Genomic DNA, 21,510 nt, shown 5'->3' on the forward strand with positions numbered 1-21,510 from the left:
TATTAATTCTTTAAATAATTGACTTTAGCTTTTATTAACTTTATAATACTTACCTGAATATTGAGAGGTAATTGTGATGTATGCATTGTTAGAAATAAAGGGAAAGCAGTACAAGGCTATTATGGGAGAAATTTTGAAAATAGATAAGATTGATTCCAGTGAGGGAGAGAAAATAGAATTTGATAGTGTAATGCTTGTAAATAAGGATGGAGATGTAAAGATAGGTAGACCTTATGTTTTGGGGTCTTGTGTGAGATGCACTTATTTAGAGGACAAGAAAGATAAAAAAGTTATTTCTTATAGATATAGAAGAAGAAAGTCAAGTGAGCGAAAGGTAGGACATCGACAAACTTATTCTTATGTGTTGGTTAATGATATTGTTTGTTAGTGATTAATGTTTCAATAAAGACTCATAATGACACCGTTATCTACATTTTAGCTTATGGGCATGCTAAGGGGAATGATTGTTTTAATGTAGTATGCTCTTCTTTTTCTTTTATTTTAAGAACTTTTTTAAGTATCCTTGATTGCGAAGAAGAGAGTTTTGATGTTGATAATACTTTACGGGGTTATTTGGAATTTAAGGCTTCTTTTAAGGATTTAAACAAGAAAAGCCTTTGTTATTATAGTAATTTTTTAATAAGAGGAATAAAAGATTTGTGTTTTGAATATCCTTGTGATATTAAATTAATTTTGGAGGAAGTGAATGGCAACAAGTAAAAGTGGTGGTAGTTCTAAGAATGGAAGAGATTCTATATCTAAGAGACTTGGTGTTAAGAGAAGTGGTGGACAATTTGTTAGGGCTGGAGAAATAATTGTGAGACAGCGAGGCACTAAATTTCATAAGGGGAAGAATTCTGGTCTGGGTAGAGATTATACAATCTTTGCATTAAAGGATGGCGTGGTAGAGTTTAAAACTTCTAGAGGCCGAAAATATGTAAATATTGTTTAATATTTAGTGTAATTTGAGGTTAATTTGCATACATTTAAGGATGTTATAAGCATAACTGTGTCTTCAGGTGATGGAGGAGCTGGTTGTGTTTCTTTTTTGCGTGAAAGATTTAAGGCGAAGGGAGGTCCCGATGGCGGAGATGGAGGAAGGGGAGGTAATGTAGTTTTTAGGGTTAAGGACAATCTTAGAAATTTATCTCTTTATAAGAATGGACAAAAGTTTTCTGCTAATAATGGTAAACCTGGGATGGGATGTCAAAAAAAAGGGGCTAATGGAGAGGATTTAATTCTTTGTGTTCCTCCAAATACTTGTGTCTATGATTCTGTTACAAATTCTATTTTATTTGAGCTACGGAATTTTGATGATGAATTTATTGTACTGAAGGGTGGTAGAGGCGGACTTGGAAATTCAAATTTTAAAAGTGCTACAAGAAGAACCCCAAGATATGCACAGCCTGGAGAAATAGGTTCTACATTAAGTCTTCGCTTGGAATTATTTTTAATAGCTGATATTGGACTTGTTGGGCTACCTAATTCGGGTAAATCTTCACTCATTTCTAGAATAACTTCTTCAAGGTCAAAGGTTGCAGATTATCCTTTTACTACTAAAATACCACATCTTGGTGTTCTTAGAAATTTTTATTATGATTTAGTGATTGCTGATATTCCTGGGATAATTGAGGGCGCAAGTCGAGGTGTGGGGCTTGGTTTTGAATTTTTAAGACATATTTCAAAAACCGCTGGTTTGGTTTTTTTGATTGATGTTTCTGATGATAGCTTTTTGAGTGCATATAATATTCTTATTAATGAGCTTGGTGCATATGGAACTGGACTTTTAGAAAAACGGCGAATAATTGTTGCTAATAAACTTGATTTAGAAGGTGCAGATGAAAATTTTGAACAGATGAAGAAGAGTTTAGAGGGTGAAAAAGTTTTAGGAATTTCTATTTATGAAAATAAAGGAATCGAAGAACTTGTTAGAGAATTTTTTATTTTGGTAGGAAGTAAAGAAAATTAATTTTTATTTACTTTAAAAATTTGGTATTAGCCTTTTTCGAAGTTGGATTAATGTATATTATTTAATTGGAGATTTATGAAAATAGCAGTATTGGGTGGTACTTATAATCCTGTACACATTGGACATATGTTTTTAGCAAAGGAGATAGAATATTTCCTAAATGTTGATAAAGTAGTATTTATCCCTACTCATAAGCCTGTGCATAAAATTGTTGCAGGGAATGTTAGCGTTAGAGATAGAATTGAAATGCTTAAGTTGGCAATAAAAAATGAGAGCAATATGTTTATAGATGAATGTGACATAGTAAAGGGGGGGATAACTTATACCATTGATACTATTACTTGCATTAAAAAAAAATATATTCAAGATGAAATTTATTTGGTTATTGGAGATGATCTTTTTGAAAATTTTGCTTTATGGAAGAATCCAGAAGAAATAGTTCAGTCTGTGAATCTTGTAGTAGTTCACAGGATTTATAAAGAAAAGATTGTGAGTCATTTTAAACATATTTATATTGACAATAAAATTTTTCCTATTTCTTCCTCAGAGATTAGAAATAGAATTGAGAATTGTTTTCCTGTTGATTATTTGCTTCCCTTTGATGTTTTAAGATATATTAAAGATAATAACTTATATGCTTAAGGTAAATAATTGAAAAAAGAGTTATTTTTTTTAGTTTTAATAGTTTTGATAGTTCTTGGTGTTGTAATTTTTTTTATCGATAGTTCAAAAAAAGAACAAGTATATTTTGAATTAAATACTAAGAGTAATATTAGTTTTTTCTTTTTAGTAGAAGACGATATTGGCAATCTTTTGAGTATGCAAGAAATTTTTATTAATATAAAGACAGGAAATATTGGATTTTTAGATATTCCTATTTATACGGGTTATGAGGATTTGAAGGGGAATGTATCTTGGTTTGAAGATTTATATGAGAGACATAGTTTTAATGAATTTTTGTCTAAAGTATGTAGGCAGTTAAATCATGAACCCGATTATTATATTCGCTTTAAAAAGGATAATTTTGTCAAATTTATTGATTATCTTGGTGGGGTGCGACTTCTTGTTCAAAGACCGGTTAAAGTATATAGTGTTATAAATCCTATTTTAATACCTTCTGGTAACTCTGTGTTTGATGGTGATAAGGCTTATGATTATTTGAATTATTTTAAAGATATTAGTTATTTTGATGAGAGATTTGAGTTTTTCAAGGAATTTTTTAAAAAGATTTTAGCACAATTTGAAGACTTGGATGAGAGTCATGAAGATTTTTCAAGGATGTATTTTATGTTAGATACAAATCTTTCTGAGACTGTGTTTAAATATATTTTTACCAATTATAAAATAAATAATGAGAAACTTATTTTTGTTAATATTAAAGGACAAGAAGAAACATTTAAGAGTAGTGATAATAGTGCAATAAAGGTTGTTTTTCCTTATTATGGAGGAGCAGTTCTTAAAGAATCAATAGAGAAATTAAATAAGGATTTGATAAGTGAGAATAAAGATGAAGAGGTAGTAAAAGTTATTATTTTAAACGGCACTAAGACTTCTGGACTTGCGAGAAATGCGACTAATATTTTTAAGTCTTTGGGATTTAAGATTATAAAATTTGCAAATGCAGATAGGGATAATTATTCTAATACTTTAGTGATAAATAATTCAGATAATTTGGAAATGGCTATGAAAGTAGGGGATGTCATTAGAGCAAGAAATGTTAAGCCAATATCTGAATTTCATGCAGATATATTAGGGCTTGATGGATCTGATATAAGTCCTGATGTAATAGTCATTTTGGGAGATGATTTTGATGGAAGGTATGTTAAACACAGATGATGTTAAGGAATTGTGCAGAATAATATCTGATTTTGATGGAATTGATGTTTTAGGTATTGATGTTAGTTCTGTTTGTAATTGGGCAGATTTTTTTATTATTGTAACATGTTCATCATTTAAGCATATGGAGGCTTTGCATTCTGAGAAATTAGTTAAGTTTTTTAATGAAAGACATTTTAATTATTGTGTTCAGGGTAAGGGTTTTATTTATGATTGGACAATTGTTTCATGTGAGAATTTAATTATACATTTAATGAGTGATAAGGCTAGAGCGTACTATGAGCTTGAAAAGCTATGGAGCAGAGGGGAGATAATATCCTCATAAAGATATTTAATTAAAAAAAATAAAAATATCATAAAAATTATTTACAAAAAATTAAAAATATTCTAGATTTAAAACATGTATTTTAGGGAGGCTTTGAAGTGAATATCACAGATATAAGAATTAGGAGAGTTGATAATAAAAATCCCGGTTCTAAGTTATTGGCGTATGTTACAGTTACTTTTGATGATTGTTTAGTTCTTCACAATATTAGAGTTATTAAGGGACAGAAAGGTGTTTTTATTGTCATGCCTAATAGAAGAACTAAGGTAGGAGAATATAAGGATATTGTACATCCTATTAATCAAAATTTTAGAGAAATTTTACAAACTTCTATTTTTAGAGAATATGTGAAGGAAAATCCTTCAAATCTTGAGCTTGAATTGAGTTAATATAATATTATTGACAAAGAGTATTGTATTTTGTATGCTTTTGACTTGTAGATAATTTAAGTATTTGGGACGTCGACAAGTGGTAAGTCAACTGGTTTTGGTCCAGTCATTCGAGGGTTCGAATCCTTCCGTCCCAGTATTTTTGTTTAGGAGTTTTTGTTGTGGATAGTAGGGTTTTAAGTTACGAGAATCGTTTGGGTTTTGGTTCTTCTTGTGCTCGTAGGATAAGAATGAAGTCTGAGATACCGGCTGTTGTTTATGGGATGGGGCGTGATGTTCTTCATATAAAGGTTAAGAGTAATGAATTTAATAAAAAGTTTGGAAAATTTACTAATAACACTGTTTTAATTTTAAGAGATGGAAATGTAGATAAATGTGTTTTTATTAAAGATGTTGATGAGAATCTTACTAAGAAATTTATTTATCATATTGATTTTTATGAAGTTGATCAAGAACGCGATATTGAAAGGGATGTTGAGATTAAATTTGTTGGAGCTTCTATTGGTGTTAAGGAAGGTGGAGTTTTAAGTGTGCTTAAGACTAAGATTAAAGTTAAATCTTTACCTTTAGAATTACCTGAGTTTATTGAAGTAGATTTGTCTCCCGTTAAGAGAGGAGATCAGATAACTTTTAGGGATGTTGTACTTCCTGATAATGTTAAGCTTTCTGAAGAGGACGATAATTTAGTTGTTTTACTTGTAAAATAGAGAATTATGAATTTATTAATAGTTGGCCTAGGGAATCCTGGGTCTAATTTTTTTCATACTAGACACAATGTTGGTTTCACTCTTATAGATAAGTTGATTTTAAAGAATGGTCTTTCTTTGAGTAAGGCTAAGAATTATGAATATTCTGATTTTAATGTTGAAGGCAGAAGAATAGTTTTGATTAAGCCTTTAACTTATATGAATTTGAGTGGTAATATTTTCCCTTCTGTTTTTTCTAAATTTTATATGAAGATATCTAATCTATTGGTTATAGTTGATAATATTGATTTGCGTTTAGGAAAATGTAGGCTTAGGAAAGTAGGCGGAACTTCCACACATAATGGGCTTAAATCTATTTCTGAGAGTCTTGGAAGTACAAAATATAGCAGGCTATATATTGGTGTTGGCAATAATGATAAAGGTAATATTAGAGATTTTGTACTTTCAAAATTTAGCAATAATGAATTAGCATGTATTGAGAATGTTTTTGATTTTTTAAGTGAAGAGATATTAAGCATTAATGAATTTAATTTTGAAGATAAAGTTGGAAGGATTAATTCTAGTAGTTTTTGATGTTTTGGAACAATATAAAAGGAAAGATAGAAGATTTTTATGAAAAAAATGCGCTAACTAAAGGAAAAGTAATTGTTGCTTTTTCAGGAGGTGCAGATTCTACTGCCTTGTTGCTTAGCTTGAGGGAGTATTTGAATAATAATATTGTTGCGCTCTATTTTGCACATTATATAAGGCCAGATTATGAACAAAATAAGGAAATAGAACACATAGAAAAGTTTTGTAATCTTTATAATATTCCTTTTCAAATAAAGCATTGTAGTGTTGATATAAATAAGGAGGCTAGTAAACTTCGTATGTCAGTTGAAGAGCTAGCTAGAAAATATCGATATGATGCTTTGTTAGAATCTTTTAGAGAAAATGAAGCTAGTTATATTGCACTTGCGCATAATAAGGGAGATCAATTTGAAACTCTAATTATGAGATTTTTTCAAGGCTCTTTTTTGGATGGACTTTCTGGTATTCCAATCATTAATGGAAATATTATTAGACCTTTACTTGAGGTATCCAGAAAAGAAATTGAAGAATTTCTTTCTTTAAATAACATTATTTATTCTGTTGATAGCACCAATGATAAAGACTTATATTTAAGGAATAAGATTAGAAACAATCTAATACCTGTTATTGGTGAAATTTTTAAAGGGTATGAAAGGAGTTTAAAAAGGATATCTGAATTTTCGAGTGAATTTGTAGATTATTTTGACAAAAATAATTTTTTGCCCTTTAATAAGGGTAAGTATTATTATTCTTTTGATGCTATTGTGTTTTTTGAGTTGCCGAAGTATTTAGTTTTTAGAACCGTTTTTAAGATTTTAAGTTTAGAAGGAATTGTAGCAAATATATCATATGGAGCTCTTGGAGAGATTTTTAGAGTAGGTCATGTTAAAAAAAAGAGTGTAGTTTTATTAAGAACTAATTATTTTGTTTTGGAAAAGCGTAGAGATAAGATCAATCTTATATTGAAACGATTTGAAGATTTATATGAACCGTTTGATTTTATCTTGAAACTTAATGAGTATTATAGTTTATCTTTAGGTAAGATTTTGTTAAAATGTTTAGAGTGTGAAGATAGTTCTGTATTAGAATTGAGATGTTGTTCTTATGAATTTAAACATAGATTTTTTAAAAATAGGCTAAAAGCGAAGAGATTCTTTTCTAAATTTGTAAGATATAATCCGCTCTTTTTAATGTTATTGGTGTTAAAAAATAAGTTAATTGGCATTATTGATTTAAATACTTTAAACTTAGTGTGGAGTGATGAGAGCATTCTTAAAAAAATTAATATATCTTTGATTGGAGGATTTTTAAAGGAATGAATATTAACAATAATAATTTGAATAATGGTAAATCTAATAATAAAAAGAAAAATAAAAATTGGATTTTAGGTCTTGTTATAGTCTTTTTAATTTTAGCAATATTCATGTCTTATTTTATGAGAGGAGGAGAGACATATAAGAATGTTCCTTATAGTACATTCCAGACTTATTTAGATAGTGGTTTAATTGAGTCAGTTGTAATAATTGATAAGAGTCACATTCAGTTTATTGTCAAGAATTCAAACTTGGGAAAATCTTATTTTTCAACTAGCATTCCTTATCTAGATATCAATTTACTTGCCGAACTTAAGAGTAAGAGAGTTGAAGTAAGTTCTGGGAAGAGTCAGGCATCTTTAATTAGTGTTCTTCTTCAAACTTTGCCATGGATATTATTTTTTGTCTTTTTCTTCTTTATATTTCGTCAAACTCAAGGAGGAGGAGGCAAGGTTTTTTCATTTGGGAAAAGCAATGCTCAAAAATATGAGGCAGGCAAGAATAAGGTTACATTTAAGGATGTGGCTGGTCAAGAAGAAGCTAAACAGGAACTTAATGAAGTGGTAGAATTTCTTAAGAATCCTAAAAAGTTTGAAAAGATAGGTGCAAGAATACCGAAGGGTGTTCTTTTGGTTGGATCTCCTGGAACGGGAAAGACTTTGCTTGCTAAGGCTGTTGCTGGCGAGGCTGGTGTAAATTTTTTCCATATGTCAGGGTCTGATTTTGTCGAAATGTTTGTAGGGGTTGGAGCAAGTCGTGTTAGAGATTTATTTGATAATGCTAGAAAGAATTCTCCTTGCATTGTGTTTATTGATGAGCTTGATGCTGTTGGAAGGAGTCGTGGTGCTGGACTTGGCGGTGGACATGATGAGAGAGAACAAACTCTTAATCAGTTATTAGTAGAGATGGATGGATTTGGAACATACACTAATGTAATTGTGATGGCGGCAACAAATAGGCCTGATGTGCTTGACTCTGCTCTTCTTAGGCCTGGAAGATTTGACAGGCAGGTAACGGTTACTCTTCCGGATATTAAAGAGAGAGAAGCAATATTAAATATTCATGCACAAAAAACGAAGCTTTCAAAAAATATTAATTTACATGTAATAGCAAGAGCTACTCCTGGTGCTAGTGGTGCTGATCTTGCAAATTTGATTAATGAGGGAGCTTTAATTGCTGCAAGGAATAATCAATCTGAGATTTTCATGAAGGATTTAGAAGAAGCTAGAGATAAAATATTAATGGGTGTTGCCAAAAAATCTATGACTATTACTGATAGGCAGAAGCTTGAAACTGCTTATCATGAAGCAGGACATGCGTTGCTTCATTATTATCTTGAACATGCGGATCCTCTGCATAAGGTTACTATTATACCTAGAGGTAGAGCACTTGGGGTAGCTTTTTCTCTTCCTAAAGAGGATAGGCTTTCAATAAATAAGCATCAAATTCTTGACAAGATTAAGATATGTTATGGTGGTTATGCAAGTGAACAGATTAATTTAGGGTTTACTACGGCTGGTGTGCAGAACGACTTAATGCAAGCTACTAATTTGGCAAAAAAAATGGTTACAGAATGGGGAATGGGAGAAGATGTGGGTCCGATATTTTTAGTGGATGATGATGCACCTATTTTTCTTCCAAAAGAATTTTCTAAATCAAAGGCATATTCTGAGAATACTGCGGATAGGGTAGACAGAGAAGTTAAGAGAATTTTAGAGGAGTGTCTAAAAGAGGCTTCAGATATTTTAATTAAACATAAGGATCAGTTAGTTAAACTTGCAGAAGCTTTGATTTTAAGGGAAACTTTGACAGATAGGGAAGTAAGAGAGCTTTTGGGATTTGATATCATTGAAGATGAATATGAATATGAAAAAAGCATAGAAGAGACTAAACTTGAGATAGTAAATGGGTAAATAAGATTTTTAAGGAGTCATATGAGTTTCTTGAAGATTCTTCTTCTTTTGTTTGTAGTAAACTTAAACGCTACTTTAAGTAAGGGAGATAGGGATATATCAGAAATTCTTCTTAATGAGGCTAAAAATTTTGCAGGTACTCAAAGAGGAATTGATATGGTGTATGGTTCACTTGATTTTAATCTAAGTAATTCAGATGCTCTTTATGAACTTTCATTAAGGAATGATATTCCATTGTTAGATAGAATTTATTTATTAAAATCTGCAATGGATATTAATAAATTTGAATCTGTGAAAATTAGAGATTTGTATTACCAATATTTTTCTTTGATTTTAAGGCAAAATGAGGATATTTCTAAAAATAGAGAAATTATTGTTTTGTATGATAGATTAGATAATGATTTAAAGAATGACAGAGACTTGATTTATATGAGACTTGAAGCTTCAAATAGGCTTGGAGATTTTGATGAGAATTTTGATAGAATTTTAGCACATTCTTTTGCAGTATATAGTGATGATTTTAGGTTTTTTAAATGGTTTTTAAAGGAGAATAAATTTTTTCCAAGCCTTTTTAGTAAACTTAAATTAAGAGAAGATTCTTTTTTTGATAGTGATAATATTGATTATATTTGTAAGAATGTAGCGTTAAATGAACCTAATTCTGTTGCTTTATTTTCTCTTTTAAAGAGTAGAAGTAAAAGAGTGAATGGTGTTCAGAGTATTTATTTATTGAAATATAAACTCTTGACTCCTGATGAAGCTTATATGTTTTTCACGGAAAATCCTCCAAAGACTATAGGTGAATATAAAATGTTTTATGATCTTTTAGCAGATCCTGAGATAAAAAAAGAATTTTTGAGTTATTATCAAAATTTATCTGGTATGTATTTTATGGACGATAAAAATAGTGCTGCAGTGTTTAATAATGGTGTTTTGGTTGGTTTTTTTTCAAAAATAGTGGATTATTCTTCAAAATTGAATAAGGAAGAGGAATATTTTAATAAAGTTTATTTTAAAAATAAAGCCCCTGTCTATTATGAAAATAGTTTGTTTGGTTATAAGGTTACCTATTCTATTTATCCTTATGTAAGCATGATTGAGTTTGAGTATTCCGATAAAAAAGAGATATATACTTTTGCTTTAAATTCCTTTAAGTATGAAATTTTTAATAATTTTATCTATAATGTGGATTATGTAGGAATTAATGATTTTTTGATGGCTGATATTTTAGAAATTTTTCTACCTAGTATTTTGAATTTGAATCTTAAAAGAATTTCTCTATTAAATTTTAAAGAAAATTTAATAGAGAAACAAATATTGAATAAAGCTGAGGTTATTGAGGTTAGAAATTATGGCGTTGGAAATTTGATTTCGATTTATAGAAAAGTCAACGGGTCTAGGAAGTTTAACTATGTTGAAATTTACGATAGGGGAGTTATAAAAGCTAAAAGAGTTATCCTAGATGATAGTTATGATGTATATTATGATATTAATTAGCTTTTAAGTATTATTGATGCATAAAAAATTTTTTCTTATTATTGTATTAATTTTTTCATGCAAAACAATAAAGGAAATAGACGACAAGCAAATTTATTATATTCCGTCTAAAAGTATAGACAGTCATATTGAAAATAAGAATTTTGAAATTGCTCTTTCGAGTTTCTATAATTTGAAAAATAATGGCTTTGAAATTGGTCAAGTTCAAATAGACTTGAGGGATAAAGCTTTGTCTGGAATTGAAAGTCAATATTTGAATCTTTATCAAAAAAAAGAGTATGATAAGGCACTTTCTAAGCTTGAAACTTTAAATTTATTTGGGATTATACTTCATGAAGACAAGGAGCAATTAATCTTAAAGCACCTTGAGAGCTTGAAAGACAAAGATCCAATGCTTGCAAGTTTTTTTGCAAAGTATTATTCGTTTGATAATACTTTTAGTTCTTTAAAGAATTTTATTATTAATGAAAAATCTCCCTCAAGAAATGTATTACTTGATACATCTGTTTTAACAGTTTGGGTCAATATGGGTACTAAATTGTTAAATGGAAATAGAACGCCAAATATTGCCTTAGGAACAGCTTTTGTTATTGATAAACTTAAGGGTTATGCTTTAACTAATTATCATGTGATCAGTTCTCAAGTCGATAAAGATTATAAGGGAATTTCAAGTCTTTATGTCAGACTTCCAAGGGGTAAGGGCGAAAAACTTCCTGCAAAAGTAATTTCTTATTCGCAGGAAATGGATCTTGCTTTAATTAAGGTTGCTTTTAGAGTAGAAAATCAGTTTGAACTAAATTATTCTTCAAATATTAATATTGGAGATAGGATTTATGCAATGGGTTCTCCTATGGGGCTTGAGAAAACTATTACTTCAGGGATAATATCTGGAGAAAATAGGGAATTATTACCTGTGGGTGATTCTTATCAAATAGATGCTGCTATTAATCAGGGAAATTCTGGTGGACCTGTGATAAATGAAGCTGGAGAATTTATTGGGCTTACATTTGCTGGAATTTTAAATTCTCAGGGTCTTAATTTCGTTATACCTTCAAAATGGGTTTTAAAAGTATTACCCTTTATGTATGAAGGTGGAGATTTAAAAAATCGGTGGTTGGGATTTATATTCTCTGAAAGTTTAGGAAAATTAGAAGTATCATATGTGGCTCCTAATTCTCCTGCAGATATTGGTGGAATGAGGAGTGGAGATTCTATTCTTAGTGTTGATTCTTTAAAATTTGAAAGCCTAAGAGACCTTCAATATTATATCTTGCAAAGAAAATCTATGGTAAAAATTTCGTATAAAAGGGATAATAAAAACTATGAAAGTTATCTTTATCCACAAGAGAGACCGGGAAATATTATTGAAAGTATTTTAAAGGTAGATTCTTTAAAGAATTTAATGGGAGCTTTTTTGGGGTTAAATTTAAATTTAGTTTCTGGTAGAGAGTATAGGGTTACTAAAGTGTTTTCCAATAGAATTGGGAGCGAACTTAATTTTAAGGTAAATGATGAGATTTTTATTTATGATTTTAAATATCTTAAAAATAAAAGAGTGTTTGTCTTGTTGCTTTATACTAAAAAACTATTTTCAGGATATTTAGGAGCTCCTTTGCAACTTATTATTCCATTTGATTCTCTTGCTTTTGTATAAAAATCTTTTAAAGCAGTTGGTATATTATTATGAGTTTTTATTTAAATTTTGCTAATGGAAAGAAGGAGTCCAAGCTGGATGATATGGTATCTATTAGTCATTTTGATTTTAAAAATAATTTAAATTTAATTCTTGTAATTGGCCCCATGGGTAGCGGAAAGACAGAATATGCGGCTAAGATTTATAAGGATTCTCTTATCATTAAGAATAAGTCTTTAAAAATTTTAGATTCTATAACTAAGGGGAGTAGGAATAGAGCTAATGTATTTTTTATTAGAAATGTGCTTGATAGGAAAAGATTTAAAGATTATCCGGAGAATGTTATTCCTTATAGAGGAGGCGGAAGTGATAGAATTAGCGGAGTTGGGTTTGCGGGTAATTCTTTTGATGTTGAAAAAATAATAGAAGACAATCCTTGTTATGGAACTTTTATTATTGATGAAACTTGTTTTTATGATGAACGCTTGGTTTTTGTTTTAAATAAGCTTGCCTTAGATTCAAACATTTTGTTTGTATTACCTACCTTGCTTTATAATTTTAGAAAAGAAATTTTTAATAATACTGCTAAATTTTTAATAGAATATTCAGATAAAATTTGTCGTCTTGGTGCTTATTGTGAGCATGCTAATTGTATGGATGAATCTTTTTTAACATATAGATATTATTTTTACAGAGGACAAGAAATAGCAGCACCTTACTTTGATCCTTTGTTAATTGTTGGAGGCGATGAAACTGTTGAGTCTGCTATTTATCCGAATTACGCTACAAGGTGTGCTAGACATCATTATCTTGTAGGTAGGGAGTATTTTTTCACTGTTCTTAAGCCTTTTGCACTGCTATATTCTCAAGGAGATAAAGAATTACTTGAGAGAGAAATATTGTGTTTAAGTGGTGGTAAATGCAATTCAAATTTTGAAAAATCTCTTTTAATTGAATCTAAAGGGAAATGTGAAATTGAAGTTTTAAAGAATTTATTAGAATTGCCTTTTTTGGCAGAAAGAGCTTTGATTACGCTTTCATCTGAATATAATATCCTTAACAAGGATGATTTTAAAGAACTTGTTAATAAATTTTCTCTTAGTAAAGAATACATACAAAAGATACTTGTTTTAAAGGAGCATAAGGGAAATTTTGAAATATCTTAAAAGTGATTTGGTCTTTTATTAAAAAAGTCCTTTGTTTTTTCAATACGCATTAATTCTTTTTCAATTATATTATAGTAGTCAAGTTCTTTAGTTTCAATTCTGTAATACTCGTCTTTCCAGTTCGTTATTCCATCACTTTGTATTGTGGTAGATTTATATTTTTTTAGTTTCTTGTGGTATGTTAAAGCTTCTGTATAATAATCGGCAGCTATTTTGTAAAAATTTGTAGCTTTATTTAAGTTTTCAAGAATTCCATCCCTTTTTGGAGTTTTGTAAAAATATACATATCTTGTGTCAAATAAATCGCCTAAATATAGATGTTGCTTAACAAGAAGTAGGTTTACATGCATTTTAAATAGGAGTTTATATTTGTCCCATTCTTCTCTTGTTTCTACTTTTGCTAGAGAATACTTTGGATTTCCAAAAGGAAACTTTAATGCATTTTTTAAAAAAAAGATGTTCCTTTTAAAATTTTGAGGTTTTCTTTTCATTTGTGTATTAAAAATGACATACCATTGTTCAGCATAGAAAAATTTTGATGATGCATTTGCATTGATTGTCAAGAATATTGAAAGTATAAATAAATTTAAGGTAAAAAAACTTTTGTGATGCATTTTTGTATCCTTTTATTTTAATTATATTAAAATTTTATTAAATTAAAGATTTTTTTTGTACTTATTTCTAAGTCCTCTTCATTTGAATTTTCAATGTAAACTATATCAAGTAAATCTTCAAAATTTTTTAGCACTTCTATGTATCTGGAGTAGATGTTTTTAAGCTTTTTTGCTTCAAGTTCAAGAAGGTCAAGTTGTGTTCTATTTTTTTGAATTCGTTTGTAGGCAATGATAGGATCTATTTTTATGAAGAAAAGTTTTTCAGGAAGTGGAAAATCTTTATTTAACTTAAGTCCCAATTCTCCTTGATATGCTATAGAAGAGAATAAATATCTATCAGTTATTACTTTTATTTTAGATTTATTCAATATCTCTATTATTCCATTTTTTGGATGATAGAGATGTTCGTGTCTGTCTGCTGTATATAGGTGTGCTAATGATACTTCTTGTAGAGGATTTTTGAAATTAGTTAATTGTTTTCTTATAAGTTCTCCGATTACTCCTTCTGAGGGTTCTTTTGTAAAATAGTATTTTAAATTGTTATCACAAAGTTCTTGTAATCTTTGGATTATAGTTGTTTTTCCACTACCATCTATGCCTTCTATACAATAGAAATTTTTTAGAACCTTATTCACAAAAATTAGTCTCCTTAGATATTTTAAAGCAATTAGATGCTAGTGAATTATTATATAATATACATATAAATATATGAATTTATTTTTTGTGAGAAGTAAGGTTTCTTTAGCATTTTTTTGCTCAGTTTTAACTTTTATATCAATTCTTGTAATTTTTATTTTATTTATACAAGTTCAGGTTTATTCTGCAAGATTTTTGGTCATAAGTTATCTTGAATTGAAATCTGGGTTTAAAATAAAATATGATCAAATTGCGCCTTATTTTTTCTCTTCAATAAAGATAGATAATCTAGAATTGAGTTTAAATGACCAAGACAAAATATTAATGAGTACGGTTAAGATAAATTTGGACTTATTTAAACTGATACTAGGAGATAAAAATATTATTTTAGATGTTTTTGTAGAAGGTAGTACTCTAAATTTTGATTTAAATGATTTGAAGCTTTTGAAGTCTTCAAGTTCAGGTTCTGGTGAGTTTGAACTAAATGATGATAAATTCAATAGCCATGCAATTATCGGTAAAATCTCTGATTATCTGGATAAGCTCCATATTAATATGGAAGACATCAATATTAATCTCAAATTAAGTTCAGATAAATTCTTAAAATTTCAAGTTAAGAGTTTTGCATTAAAAACAATTGATGATGATTTTTTATATAGTTCTATTGTTGATTTTAGTTCTTTTTCGGATTTAAAAGAAGATGTTATTAATGAGAGTTCTTTGAGCTCGACATTTTATTTTGAAGGTAAGTTTAAAAAGGATCTTGAAGATGGATATGTTAATATCAGTTTTTTGGAATTTAATACAAGTTCTTTTTCTTTACTTGACCAGGGTTTCCAAATAAATTATTCAAAGGGAAATCTTGAAGTATTTAATCTTAGAAGAGAAAATTTGGATTTTAATTTAAGTTATAATGCTAATAAAAAATTTTTAAGGCTAGATGCTTTATTTTTTGATATCAATCTTTTGAACTGGATAAGACTTAATGAAAGTTTTAATGTTTATAGAGATTATTTTGATATAAATTTGAATGGTCAATTAGCATTTTCCTATGATTTTAAAGATGAAGATTTAAGATATGCATTTTTATTAAATTCATCCTCACAAGACAGCACGATAAATAAAGAGATTCAGGGAGTAAGAATACAACTTAAAGGTAATGAGAGAATTGTAAATATACAGAATGCTTTTTTAAAACTTAAGAGGGGTTTTATTAATTATAAGGGTTACTACTCTTTAGAGGATTTCGTGCCAATAGGAAGGCTTGATTTTAGGTCTGCAAGAATACTAAATTTTAGAGATATTAATGGGCATTTAGATTTTAGTGAAGAACAGAAAGATTTTTTGGTAAAATCTGATAATTTTAGAATTGGTAATCTTAAAATTCAAAATTTAAATCTTAAAACACATTTCTCTCAAGATAAAACTTATATTAATTATTTGATAAATTTTAAAAATAATAGTTCTAAAATTCTATTAAAAGGGGATTTTGATAAGGAAAATTTTAGATTTAATTTGGGTGTTAAAGAATTCCCTTTGTTTTTCGTAAATGATCTTCTTCCAGAATCTATGATTACTAATTTTATTCCTGAGCATTTATTGTCGGGTAAGTATTTAAATTTAACTTCGGATTTTTATTTAAATACTCTGGATTATGCTAAGACTAAGTTAAATAGCCTTAATTTTTCTATTGCTTCAAAATTAGATGATTTTAATTTAATGTTTGATGCTAGTGGGGAAAAAGATATTTATAAGGTGAAGAACTTTAATTATAAGAGTGGCGATTATAATGTAAATTCTATTTTTTTAATACATTTGTTTAATGATAGATTAAAGATCACTACGGATTTTAGTTATTTAAATAAGAATTATCCTTTTTATCTTGAGTTTAATTTCAAAGATAAGCATGTTAATCTTGAATTTTCTCCTAAGGCAAAAGCTAGTTTAAATTATGCTAATTCAATGATAGTTTATTCTTTAAATGTTGATGATTTTCGGTTTCATAATAAAGATTCTGATATTTTATTAAATATTAATTCTTATGGAAATTACGAGAGAATTAGTAATGATTTAAGTGTTACAATCAATAAATTTAGAGTGGATAAGATTTCAGATACTCCGGCTTATAATCTTAATTTTAGTTTTGAGGGTTTATATAAGAATAAAGAAATTAATCTTTTAAATATTAGATTTGTAAATAAGTATTCAAGTTTACAAGGACAGGGGCATTTTGATTTAAATGATAAGCTTAGTGGTGAGATAAACTTATTTTCGAATTTGAGTTCGGAACGTTATTTTTTGGGTGTTAATTCTAATGAGGATGGCAATTATGTTTTGGGTAGGTTTCAGGGATTGGATTTTGATAATTTTAAATTTTTGTCGTTCTTAAATGGAAAAGCTAATGGTAATTTTATCCTTAATTTTAAGGATAATGATTTATTTAATTATTCTCTTAATGCATATCTTGAAACAGATGGACTGTCTTTAATAGGTATTCCTACATATTTTTCTTTGAAATTGGGTTTAGTTGACAATAATCTTAATGTTTATAACATAAAAGCAAGACAAAATAAAAGAGAAATTCTTACAGGTAGTTTTAGATATGATATTAAAAATTCTATTGGAGTTTCTAATTTAAATATTGATAGTGATCTTTTTTCTTCAAGAGTAGAAGCAAGTTTTCAAAAATTTGAAAATAAGGAGGAGGAAGAACTTGGTATTTTAAAGAGAGAAACGGAAGGGGAAATTTCTTTTAGAGACGTAAAATATAAAGATAATAATCTTTCTAATCTTACAATTGAATTTAAAAACAACCTTGAGAAATTTAGTGCAGCATCAATTGAATATGACCTTATTAATGTTTTATATGAATATATTGATGGCAATTTTAATGTTAGGCTTGGTGATTATTTGCCTCTTAGCTTTGAAGCATCGGGTAAAATTTTACAGAATAAAATTAATGGGAATATCCAAGATATTAAATTTGATTCAGAGTTGATTACAAAAGATTTCTTAAATTCGGCATCTCTTTTTAATATTAATGAGCATTTTATTCTTTATGATATTAATTTAAGTGGTGAATTGAGTATTGATGGTGATTTATACAATCCAAATCTTAATGGGGAGCTTAATGTAGTAAATGGTTCAATTAGTACTGAATATCTGAAATCTTCTAGACAGCATGGAAAGAGTAGAATTTTAGAGTTAGTTAATGTACCAATTTTGGTTCAAGATAATAAGCTAATCTTAGATAATAGCTTTAATTTAAGCTATTATTCGGATGTTAATGTATCTGCTAGTCTTAATCTGAATTTTTTAAGTGATACTATTGTTGATTATTATAAGATAGATATTGATGTGCCTAGTGGCTCTGGAGTGCCTATTAAATTTGATAAGGTAACTATAAATTTTATTGGTTATGCATCGGGTAACTTTTTTATTGAGGGTAATTCTGAAGAGATTGTGTTTAGGGGAAATCTAAATATTTCAAATTCTTGGGTTTACTTGCTTGAAAATTCGATTTTTGATTTTTTAATGGATCCTTTTAAAAGAACAAAGGGTGCTAGAACTACGGACGTTAATTCTAAAGATTTTGATATTGTTACAGATCTTGAAATAAATTTTGATAGTAATGTTACTTTTCATTGGCCAGATAATAAGATTTCATTTTTAAGTGTTACTGTTGCTAAAGACAATAATTTGATAATTAAGTCTGATACTAAAACAGATGATTTTATGCTTAAGGGAGATTTAAATATAGCAAGTGGTTCTGTTAATTACAATAATAAGAAATTTGTATTCAAAGGTGGTTCATATATATCTTTTAATGAAAATAAGATTAAATTTGATCCATGGGTAGGAATTGAAGCAACAAATACAATTAAAGATGGTAGTGAAAAATTGCTTGTAACTATGAGTATGGATGGTCCTTTGAGCTTATGGAATCTTAAATTTGTATCTTATCCTGTTCGAACGGAACAAGAGATAAAATATCTTTTGTCAAGTGCAATAATTGGAGGTGAACATGGATTGCAGTCTGCAGGTACCAATACGGCTGAGATTGCAATTGGATTAGCTAATGATATTCTTGTGGATTTGGTAGTACAGCCTATTGAAGATTATGTGCGTTCTGTATTAAAATTAGACCTGTTGAGTATAAAGACAGATATATTAAGGAATGCTATTGGTATCTTGGGGAACCCAACTTTTGCAAGTTTTCTTGACAATACAAGTGTTGAGGTGGGTAAATATTTTGCTAATGGTGTTTTTGGTAAGGCAGGGTTTGGTTTTTTAAAAGAGCAAGTAACGCCATTTTCTCAGAATTTAAATTTTAGCGTCAATTTTGGTATTGAACTTGATTCGCCATTTTTCTTTGTTGATTATATTTTTGATTATGATTTCATGAAAAATGGTTTGCATGGCATAGGAAATAAGATATCTATTTCTTGGAGATTTAAGTATTGAGTGCTAAGGGGTTTTAGATGAAGTCTTTTAAGATTTTTATTTTTATATTTTTTTTCTTATTTCCTATTAGTTTAGTTTATTCTCAGACTAAATATGAGGGTAAGATTATAAAAAGTATTGATTTTAATGGACTTAAAAATATAAAAGAAAGGGATCTTGCCTCTATTTTAAATCCTTATTTGGGGCAAATTTATTCTAATGAAGTTTTTGATAAGTTACAGGTTGATCTTTATGCTCTTGATTATTTTGATGGACTTATTAGACCTGAGTTTAAGGTAGATGATGATAAACTTTTTATTACATTCTTTGTAAAGGAAAAGTCTTTAGTAAAGACTGTTTCTTTTGTTGATAATAGTAAAGTTTTTTGGAATAGTGAGCTTCGTGATAAGTCAAATGTCAAGGTAAATGAGTCTTTAAATCTTGCAAATGTTAAGAGAAGTGTTGTTAAGTTTGAAGAGATGTACAGAGAAGCTGGATATCTTGATGTTTCTGTTAAATATGAGACAAAGGAAGAAAATAATTTAGTAGATATTGTATTTGAAATAAATGCTGGTGCTAAGTATGTTGTTAAAGAGGTCGATTTTGAGGGAAATTTGAACTTTAAGAGTAGTACTCTTAGGAAATATTTAGCATCAAGAACAGCTTCTTTATTTTCTGATGGAAAATATTTAAAGTCAAATATTGATAAAGATAAGGTTCAACTTGAGTCTTTTTATAAGAATAATGGATATATTAATGTTAAGGTTGTAGATAATACTGTGGATATACGAGAACCTAGTGATCCTGGTAAAATGGAAAAAGAAGTTTTTTTGAAATATTTTATTTCAGAAGGCAATGTTTTTAAATTTGGTAAGCTTGAAATTTCTGGTAATTTGGTTTTTAGTTTAGAGGAGTTACAGTCTTTAATTACCCTAAGGGAAGGAGATATTTTTAATGATGCAAAATTTGAGCAGGACTTTGCTAAAGTTAGGGAAAAGTATTATTCAGATGGATACATATTTACAGAGATTTTGCCTTCTAGAACAATGAGGGGAGAATTTGTAGATTATTTAATTAAGATAGTAGAAAAAGATAAAGCTCATATTGAATCTATTAATATTTCGGGGAATAAGAAAACAGCTTCTCATGTAATACTTAGAGAAATACCTCTAATGGAGGGAGATGTTTTTAGTTTGGAAAAATTTAGAATGGGAATGCTTAATTTACAAAGACTTGGTTATTTTGGAAATGTTGTCCCTGATATTGCACAGAGTAATATTGATGGTTTGATGAAAATAAATTTTTCCGTTGAGGAGAGGGAAACAGCAAGCTTCAGGTTTGGTATGAATTTTGGTGGGTTTAGTAACTCTTGGTTTCCATTTTCATTGTTTGGGCAGTGGGAGCAATCTAATTTTTTAGGTGAAGGATATTCTTTATCGGCAAGACTTAATCTTGCATTCTCAGAACAAAGTTTTAGATTATCATTTGAAGATTATTGGTTTATGCAGACTAGATGGACTTTTGGAGGATTTCTTGATTTTTCACATTCTATAAATACGGCCTACCAAGATATTAATGGACCTATTTTTACGGGTAAAAAGGAAGTACCAGATCCTTTTGAGAGTTGGGAAGAGTATCATAATGCAAAGAATTTTTCAGATTTTAATATTATGAATTATTCTTTGGTAAAATTGAGCTTAGCTTTAGTTACTGGATACACTTTTTCTAATTACCTTGGCAAGCAAACATTTACTGGTACTGTGCAATCTGCTTTAAAATATGTATATTATGATAATAGTGTTAATAGGCCTTCAAGCTATTACTTAAGGGACAATTATAATACTATTAGGTTTGAAAATTCTCTTGGACTTGGTATTGCGTGGGATACAAGAAATTCTCAATCTTTATCTAATGATGGGTTTTTGCTTAAACAGCAATTTGATTTTTTTGGTGGGTTTTTATTTGGGCAGAGCCACTTTACAAAATCCACGACAACATTTGAAAGGTATTTCTCTCTTTTAGGATATCAAGATATTTTTACTCCCTATTTTGACTTAATATTGACTCTAAGAAGTGTTTATACAAATATTTTACCACCTCTTGGGAATGGTTTTGAAACAGAAATACAACCACACCACTTTATAACTATTAGTGAAAACTTTATGATAGCAAGAGGATGGGGGACTTTAAAAAATATTTATAGTTCATTTGTTAATACTATTCAGTTATCAATGCCTGTGATTAAGAATATTTTAGTTTGGGATGCTTTGTTTTTGGATATAGCTGCATATTCTTTGGAAGAGAAGGAAAATGCTTTATTTGTTCCATTTAGTAGTTTTATGTTTAGTTGGGGATTTGGGGTTAGAAGTTTATTGCCTCAGTTGCCTTTATCTTTAGTTATAGCTTATCCATTTTATTTTGATAATAGGGGTGTTAATAAACATTATGATTACTATTCAGGGTTTAAATTTTTCTTAGCAATTGATATGAGATATTGAT

At 28.8% G+C, this 21,510-nt stretch carries 19 protein-coding genes and 1 tRNA gene; 18 read left to right on the plus strand and 2 right to left on the minus strand.

Features of this window, described 5'->3' with window-relative positions; translation table 11 throughout:
* The first annotated feature begins 76 nt into the window (after positions 1–76).
* The 16 genes from rplU to DB313_RS04150 all read left to right on the plus strand — a co-directional run bounded on the left by rplU (position 77) and on the right by DB313_RS04150 (position 13,318).
* Positions 77–388: a 50S ribosomal protein L21 gene (gene rplU / locus DB313_RS04075; RefSeq protein ID WP_120104545.1), complete on the plus strand. Its 312-nt coding sequence runs from the start codon at positions 77–79 to the stop codon at positions 386–388.
* Entirely contained in the window at positions 388–720 is a 333-nt protein-coding gene (locus DB313_RS04080; RefSeq protein ID WP_120104683.1) for a ribosomal-processing cysteine protease Prp, read from the plus strand. The genes rplU and DB313_RS04080 overlap by 1 nt, the downstream gene beginning before the upstream one ends.
* On the plus strand, positions 707–952 hold the full coding sequence (gene rpmA, locus DB313_RS04085; protein ID WP_120104546.1) for a 50S ribosomal protein L27: 246 nt from the start codon (positions 707–709) through the stop codon (positions 950–952). Before DB313_RS04080 ends, rpmA begins: the two co-directional genes overlap by 14 nt.
* A 24-nt stretch (positions 953–976) precedes the next feature.
* Positions 977–1,969 (plus strand): GTPase ObgE, encoded by a 993-nt coding sequence (obgE, locus tag DB313_RS04090; RefSeq protein WP_120104547.1) that lies wholly within the window; start codon positions 977–979, stop codon positions 1,967–1,969.
* 75 nt (positions 1,970–2,044) lie between these two features.
* Complete coding sequence (gene nadD / locus DB313_RS04095) at positions 2,045–2,611, plus strand: nicotinate (nicotinamide) nucleotide adenylyltransferase (protein ID WP_120104548.1); 567 nt, start codon at positions 2,045–2,047, stop codon at positions 2,609–2,611.
* 9 nt (positions 2,612–2,620) lie between these two features.
* Complete coding sequence (locus tag DB313_RS04100; protein ID WP_120104549.1) at positions 2,621–3,805, plus strand: LCP family protein; 1,185 nt, start codon at positions 2,621–2,623, stop codon at positions 3,803–3,805.
* Positions 3,780–4,130, plus strand: a complete 351-nt coding sequence (rsfS, locus tag DB313_RS04105) for a ribosome silencing factor (protein ID WP_174220871.1) — start codon at positions 3,780–3,782, stop codon at positions 4,128–4,130. The genes DB313_RS04100 and rsfS overlap by 26 nt, the downstream gene beginning before the upstream one ends.
* Positions 4,131–4,228: 98 nt before the next feature.
* Positions 4,229–4,519, plus strand: a complete 291-nt coding sequence (spoVG, locus tag DB313_RS04110; protein ID WP_120104551.1) for a septation regulator SpoVG — start codon at positions 4,229–4,231, stop codon at positions 4,517–4,519.
* A 65-nt stretch (positions 4,520–4,584) separates the two neighbouring features.
* Positions 4,585–4,656 (plus strand) — tRNA-Gln (locus DB313_RS04115).
* A gap of 24 nt (positions 4,657–4,680) precedes the next feature.
* Positions 4,681–5,226 (plus strand): 50S ribosomal protein L25/general stress protein Ctc, encoded by a 546-nt coding sequence (locus tag DB313_RS04120; RefSeq protein WP_420808980.1) that lies wholly within the window; start codon positions 4,681–4,683, stop codon positions 5,224–5,226.
* Positions 5,227–5,232: 6 nt separating this feature from the next.
* Complete coding sequence (gene pth / locus DB313_RS04125; protein ID WP_120104553.1) at positions 5,233–5,799, plus strand: aminoacyl-tRNA hydrolase; 567 nt, start codon at positions 5,233–5,235, stop codon at positions 5,797–5,799.
* Positions 5,799–7,115 (plus strand): tRNA lysidine(34) synthetase TilS, encoded by a 1,317-nt coding sequence (tilS, locus tag DB313_RS04130; protein WP_174220853.1) that lies wholly within the window; start codon positions 5,799–5,801, stop codon positions 7,113–7,115. Before pth ends, tilS begins: the two co-directional genes overlap by 1 nt.
* Complete coding sequence (gene ftsH, locus DB313_RS04135; RefSeq protein ID WP_120104555.1) at positions 7,112–9,022, plus strand: ATP-dependent zinc metalloprotease FtsH; 1,911 nt, start codon at positions 7,112–7,114, stop codon at positions 9,020–9,022. Before tilS ends, ftsH begins: the two co-directional genes overlap by 4 nt.
* 21 nt (positions 9,023–9,043) lie before the next feature.
* Positions 9,044–10,519 carry a hypothetical protein gene (locus tag DB313_RS04140; protein ID WP_120104556.1) on the plus strand — a complete coding sequence of 492 codons (1,476 nt, stop codon included), beginning with the start codon at positions 9,044–9,046 and terminating at the stop codon, positions 10,517–10,519.
* Between the two features lie 16 nt (positions 10,520–10,535).
* Positions 10,536–12,173, plus strand: coding sequence for a S1C family serine protease (locus tag DB313_RS04145; RefSeq protein WP_238614521.1), 1,638 nt, complete (start codon positions 10,536–10,538; stop codon positions 12,171–12,173).
* Positions 12,174–12,202: 29 nt separating this feature from the next.
* Positions 12,203–13,318: a thymidine kinase gene (locus tag DB313_RS04150; protein ID WP_120104558.1), complete on the plus strand. Its 1,116-nt coding sequence runs from the start codon at positions 12,203–12,205 to the stop codon at positions 13,316–13,318.
* Here the strand turns inward: DB313_RS04150 and DB313_RS04155 are convergent.
* Positions 13,315–13,932 carry a hypothetical protein gene (locus DB313_RS04155; RefSeq protein WP_120104559.1) on the minus strand — a complete coding sequence of 206 codons (618 nt, stop codon included), beginning with the start codon at positions 13,930–13,932 and terminating at the stop codon, positions 13,315–13,317. The genes DB313_RS04150 and DB313_RS04155 overlap by 4 nt on opposite strands.
* Positions 13,933–13,958: 26 nt before the next feature.
* Positions 13,959–14,567, minus strand: a complete 609-nt coding sequence (gene tmk, locus DB313_RS04160; protein WP_120104560.1) for a dTMP kinase — start codon at positions 14,565–14,567, stop codon at positions 13,959–13,961.
* Between the two features lie 73 nt (positions 14,568–14,640).
* Between tmk and DB313_RS04165 the strand changes: the two genes are divergently transcribed.
* The gene (locus tag DB313_RS04165) at positions 14,641–19,032 is read left to right on the plus strand and encodes a translocation/assembly module TamB domain-containing protein (RefSeq protein WP_120104561.1); all 4,392 of its coding nucleotides are present in this window, start codon (positions 14,641–14,643) and stop codon (positions 19,030–19,032) included.
* Positions 19,033–19,049: 17 nt separating this feature from the next.
* On the plus strand, positions 19,050–21,509 hold the full coding sequence (gene bamA / locus DB313_RS04170; RefSeq protein ID WP_120104562.1) for an outer membrane protein assembly factor BamA: 2,460 nt from the start codon (positions 19,050–19,052) through the stop codon (positions 21,507–21,509).
* Position 21,510 lies beyond the last annotated feature (1 nt).

It is taken from the genome of Borrelia turcica IST7 (assembly GCF_003606285.1).
GTDB classification, from domain to species: Bacteria; Spirochaetota; Spirochaetia; order Borreliales; family Borreliaceae; genus Borrelia; species Borrelia turcica.

Coding starts and splice junctions, on each gene's coding strand:
- rplU (WP_120104545.1), top strand. CDS start 77: ATGTATGCATTGTTAGAAATAAAGGGAAAGCAGTACAAGGCTATTATG.
- rpmA (WP_120104546.1), top strand. CDS start 707: ATGGCAACAAGTAAAAGTGGTGGTAGTTCTAAGAATGGAAGAGATTCT.
- nadD (WP_120104548.1), top strand. CDS start 2,045: ATGAAAATAGCAGTATTGGGTGGTACTTATAATCCTGTACACATTGGA.
- rsfS (WP_174220871.1), top strand. CDS start 3,780: ATGGAAGGTATGTTAAACACAGATGATGTTAAGGAATTGTGCAGAATA.
- pth (WP_120104553.1), top strand. CDS start 5,233: ATGAATTTATTAATAGTTGGCCTAGGGAATCCTGGGTCTAATTTTTTT.
- tilS (WP_174220853.1), top strand. CDS start 5,799: ATGTTTTGGAACAATATAAAAGGAAAGATAGAAGATTTTTATGAAAAA.
- ftsH (WP_120104555.1), top strand. CDS start 7,112: ATGAATATTAACAATAATAATTTGAATAATGGTAAATCTAATAATAAA.
- DB313_RS04140 (WP_120104556.1), top strand. CDS start 9,044: ATGAGTTTCTTGAAGATTCTTCTTCTTTTGTTTGTAGTAAACTTAAAC.
- DB313_RS04145 (WP_238614521.1), top strand. CDS start 10,536: ATGCATAAAAAATTTTTTCTTATTATTGTATTAATTTTTTCATGCAAA.
- DB313_RS04150 (WP_120104558.1), top strand. CDS start 12,203: ATGAGTTTTTATTTAAATTTTGCTAATGGAAAGAAGGAGTCCAAGCTG.
- DB313_RS04155 (WP_120104559.1), bottom strand. CDS start 13,932: ATGCATCACAAAAGTTTTTTTACCTTAAATTTATTTATACTTTCAATA.
- DB313_RS04165 (WP_120104561.1), top strand. CDS start 14,641: ATGAATTTATTTTTTGTGAGAAGTAAGGTTTCTTTAGCATTTTTTTGC.
- bamA (WP_120104562.1), top strand. CDS start 19,050: ATGAAGTCTTTTAAGATTTTTATTTTTATATTTTTTTTCTTATTTCCT.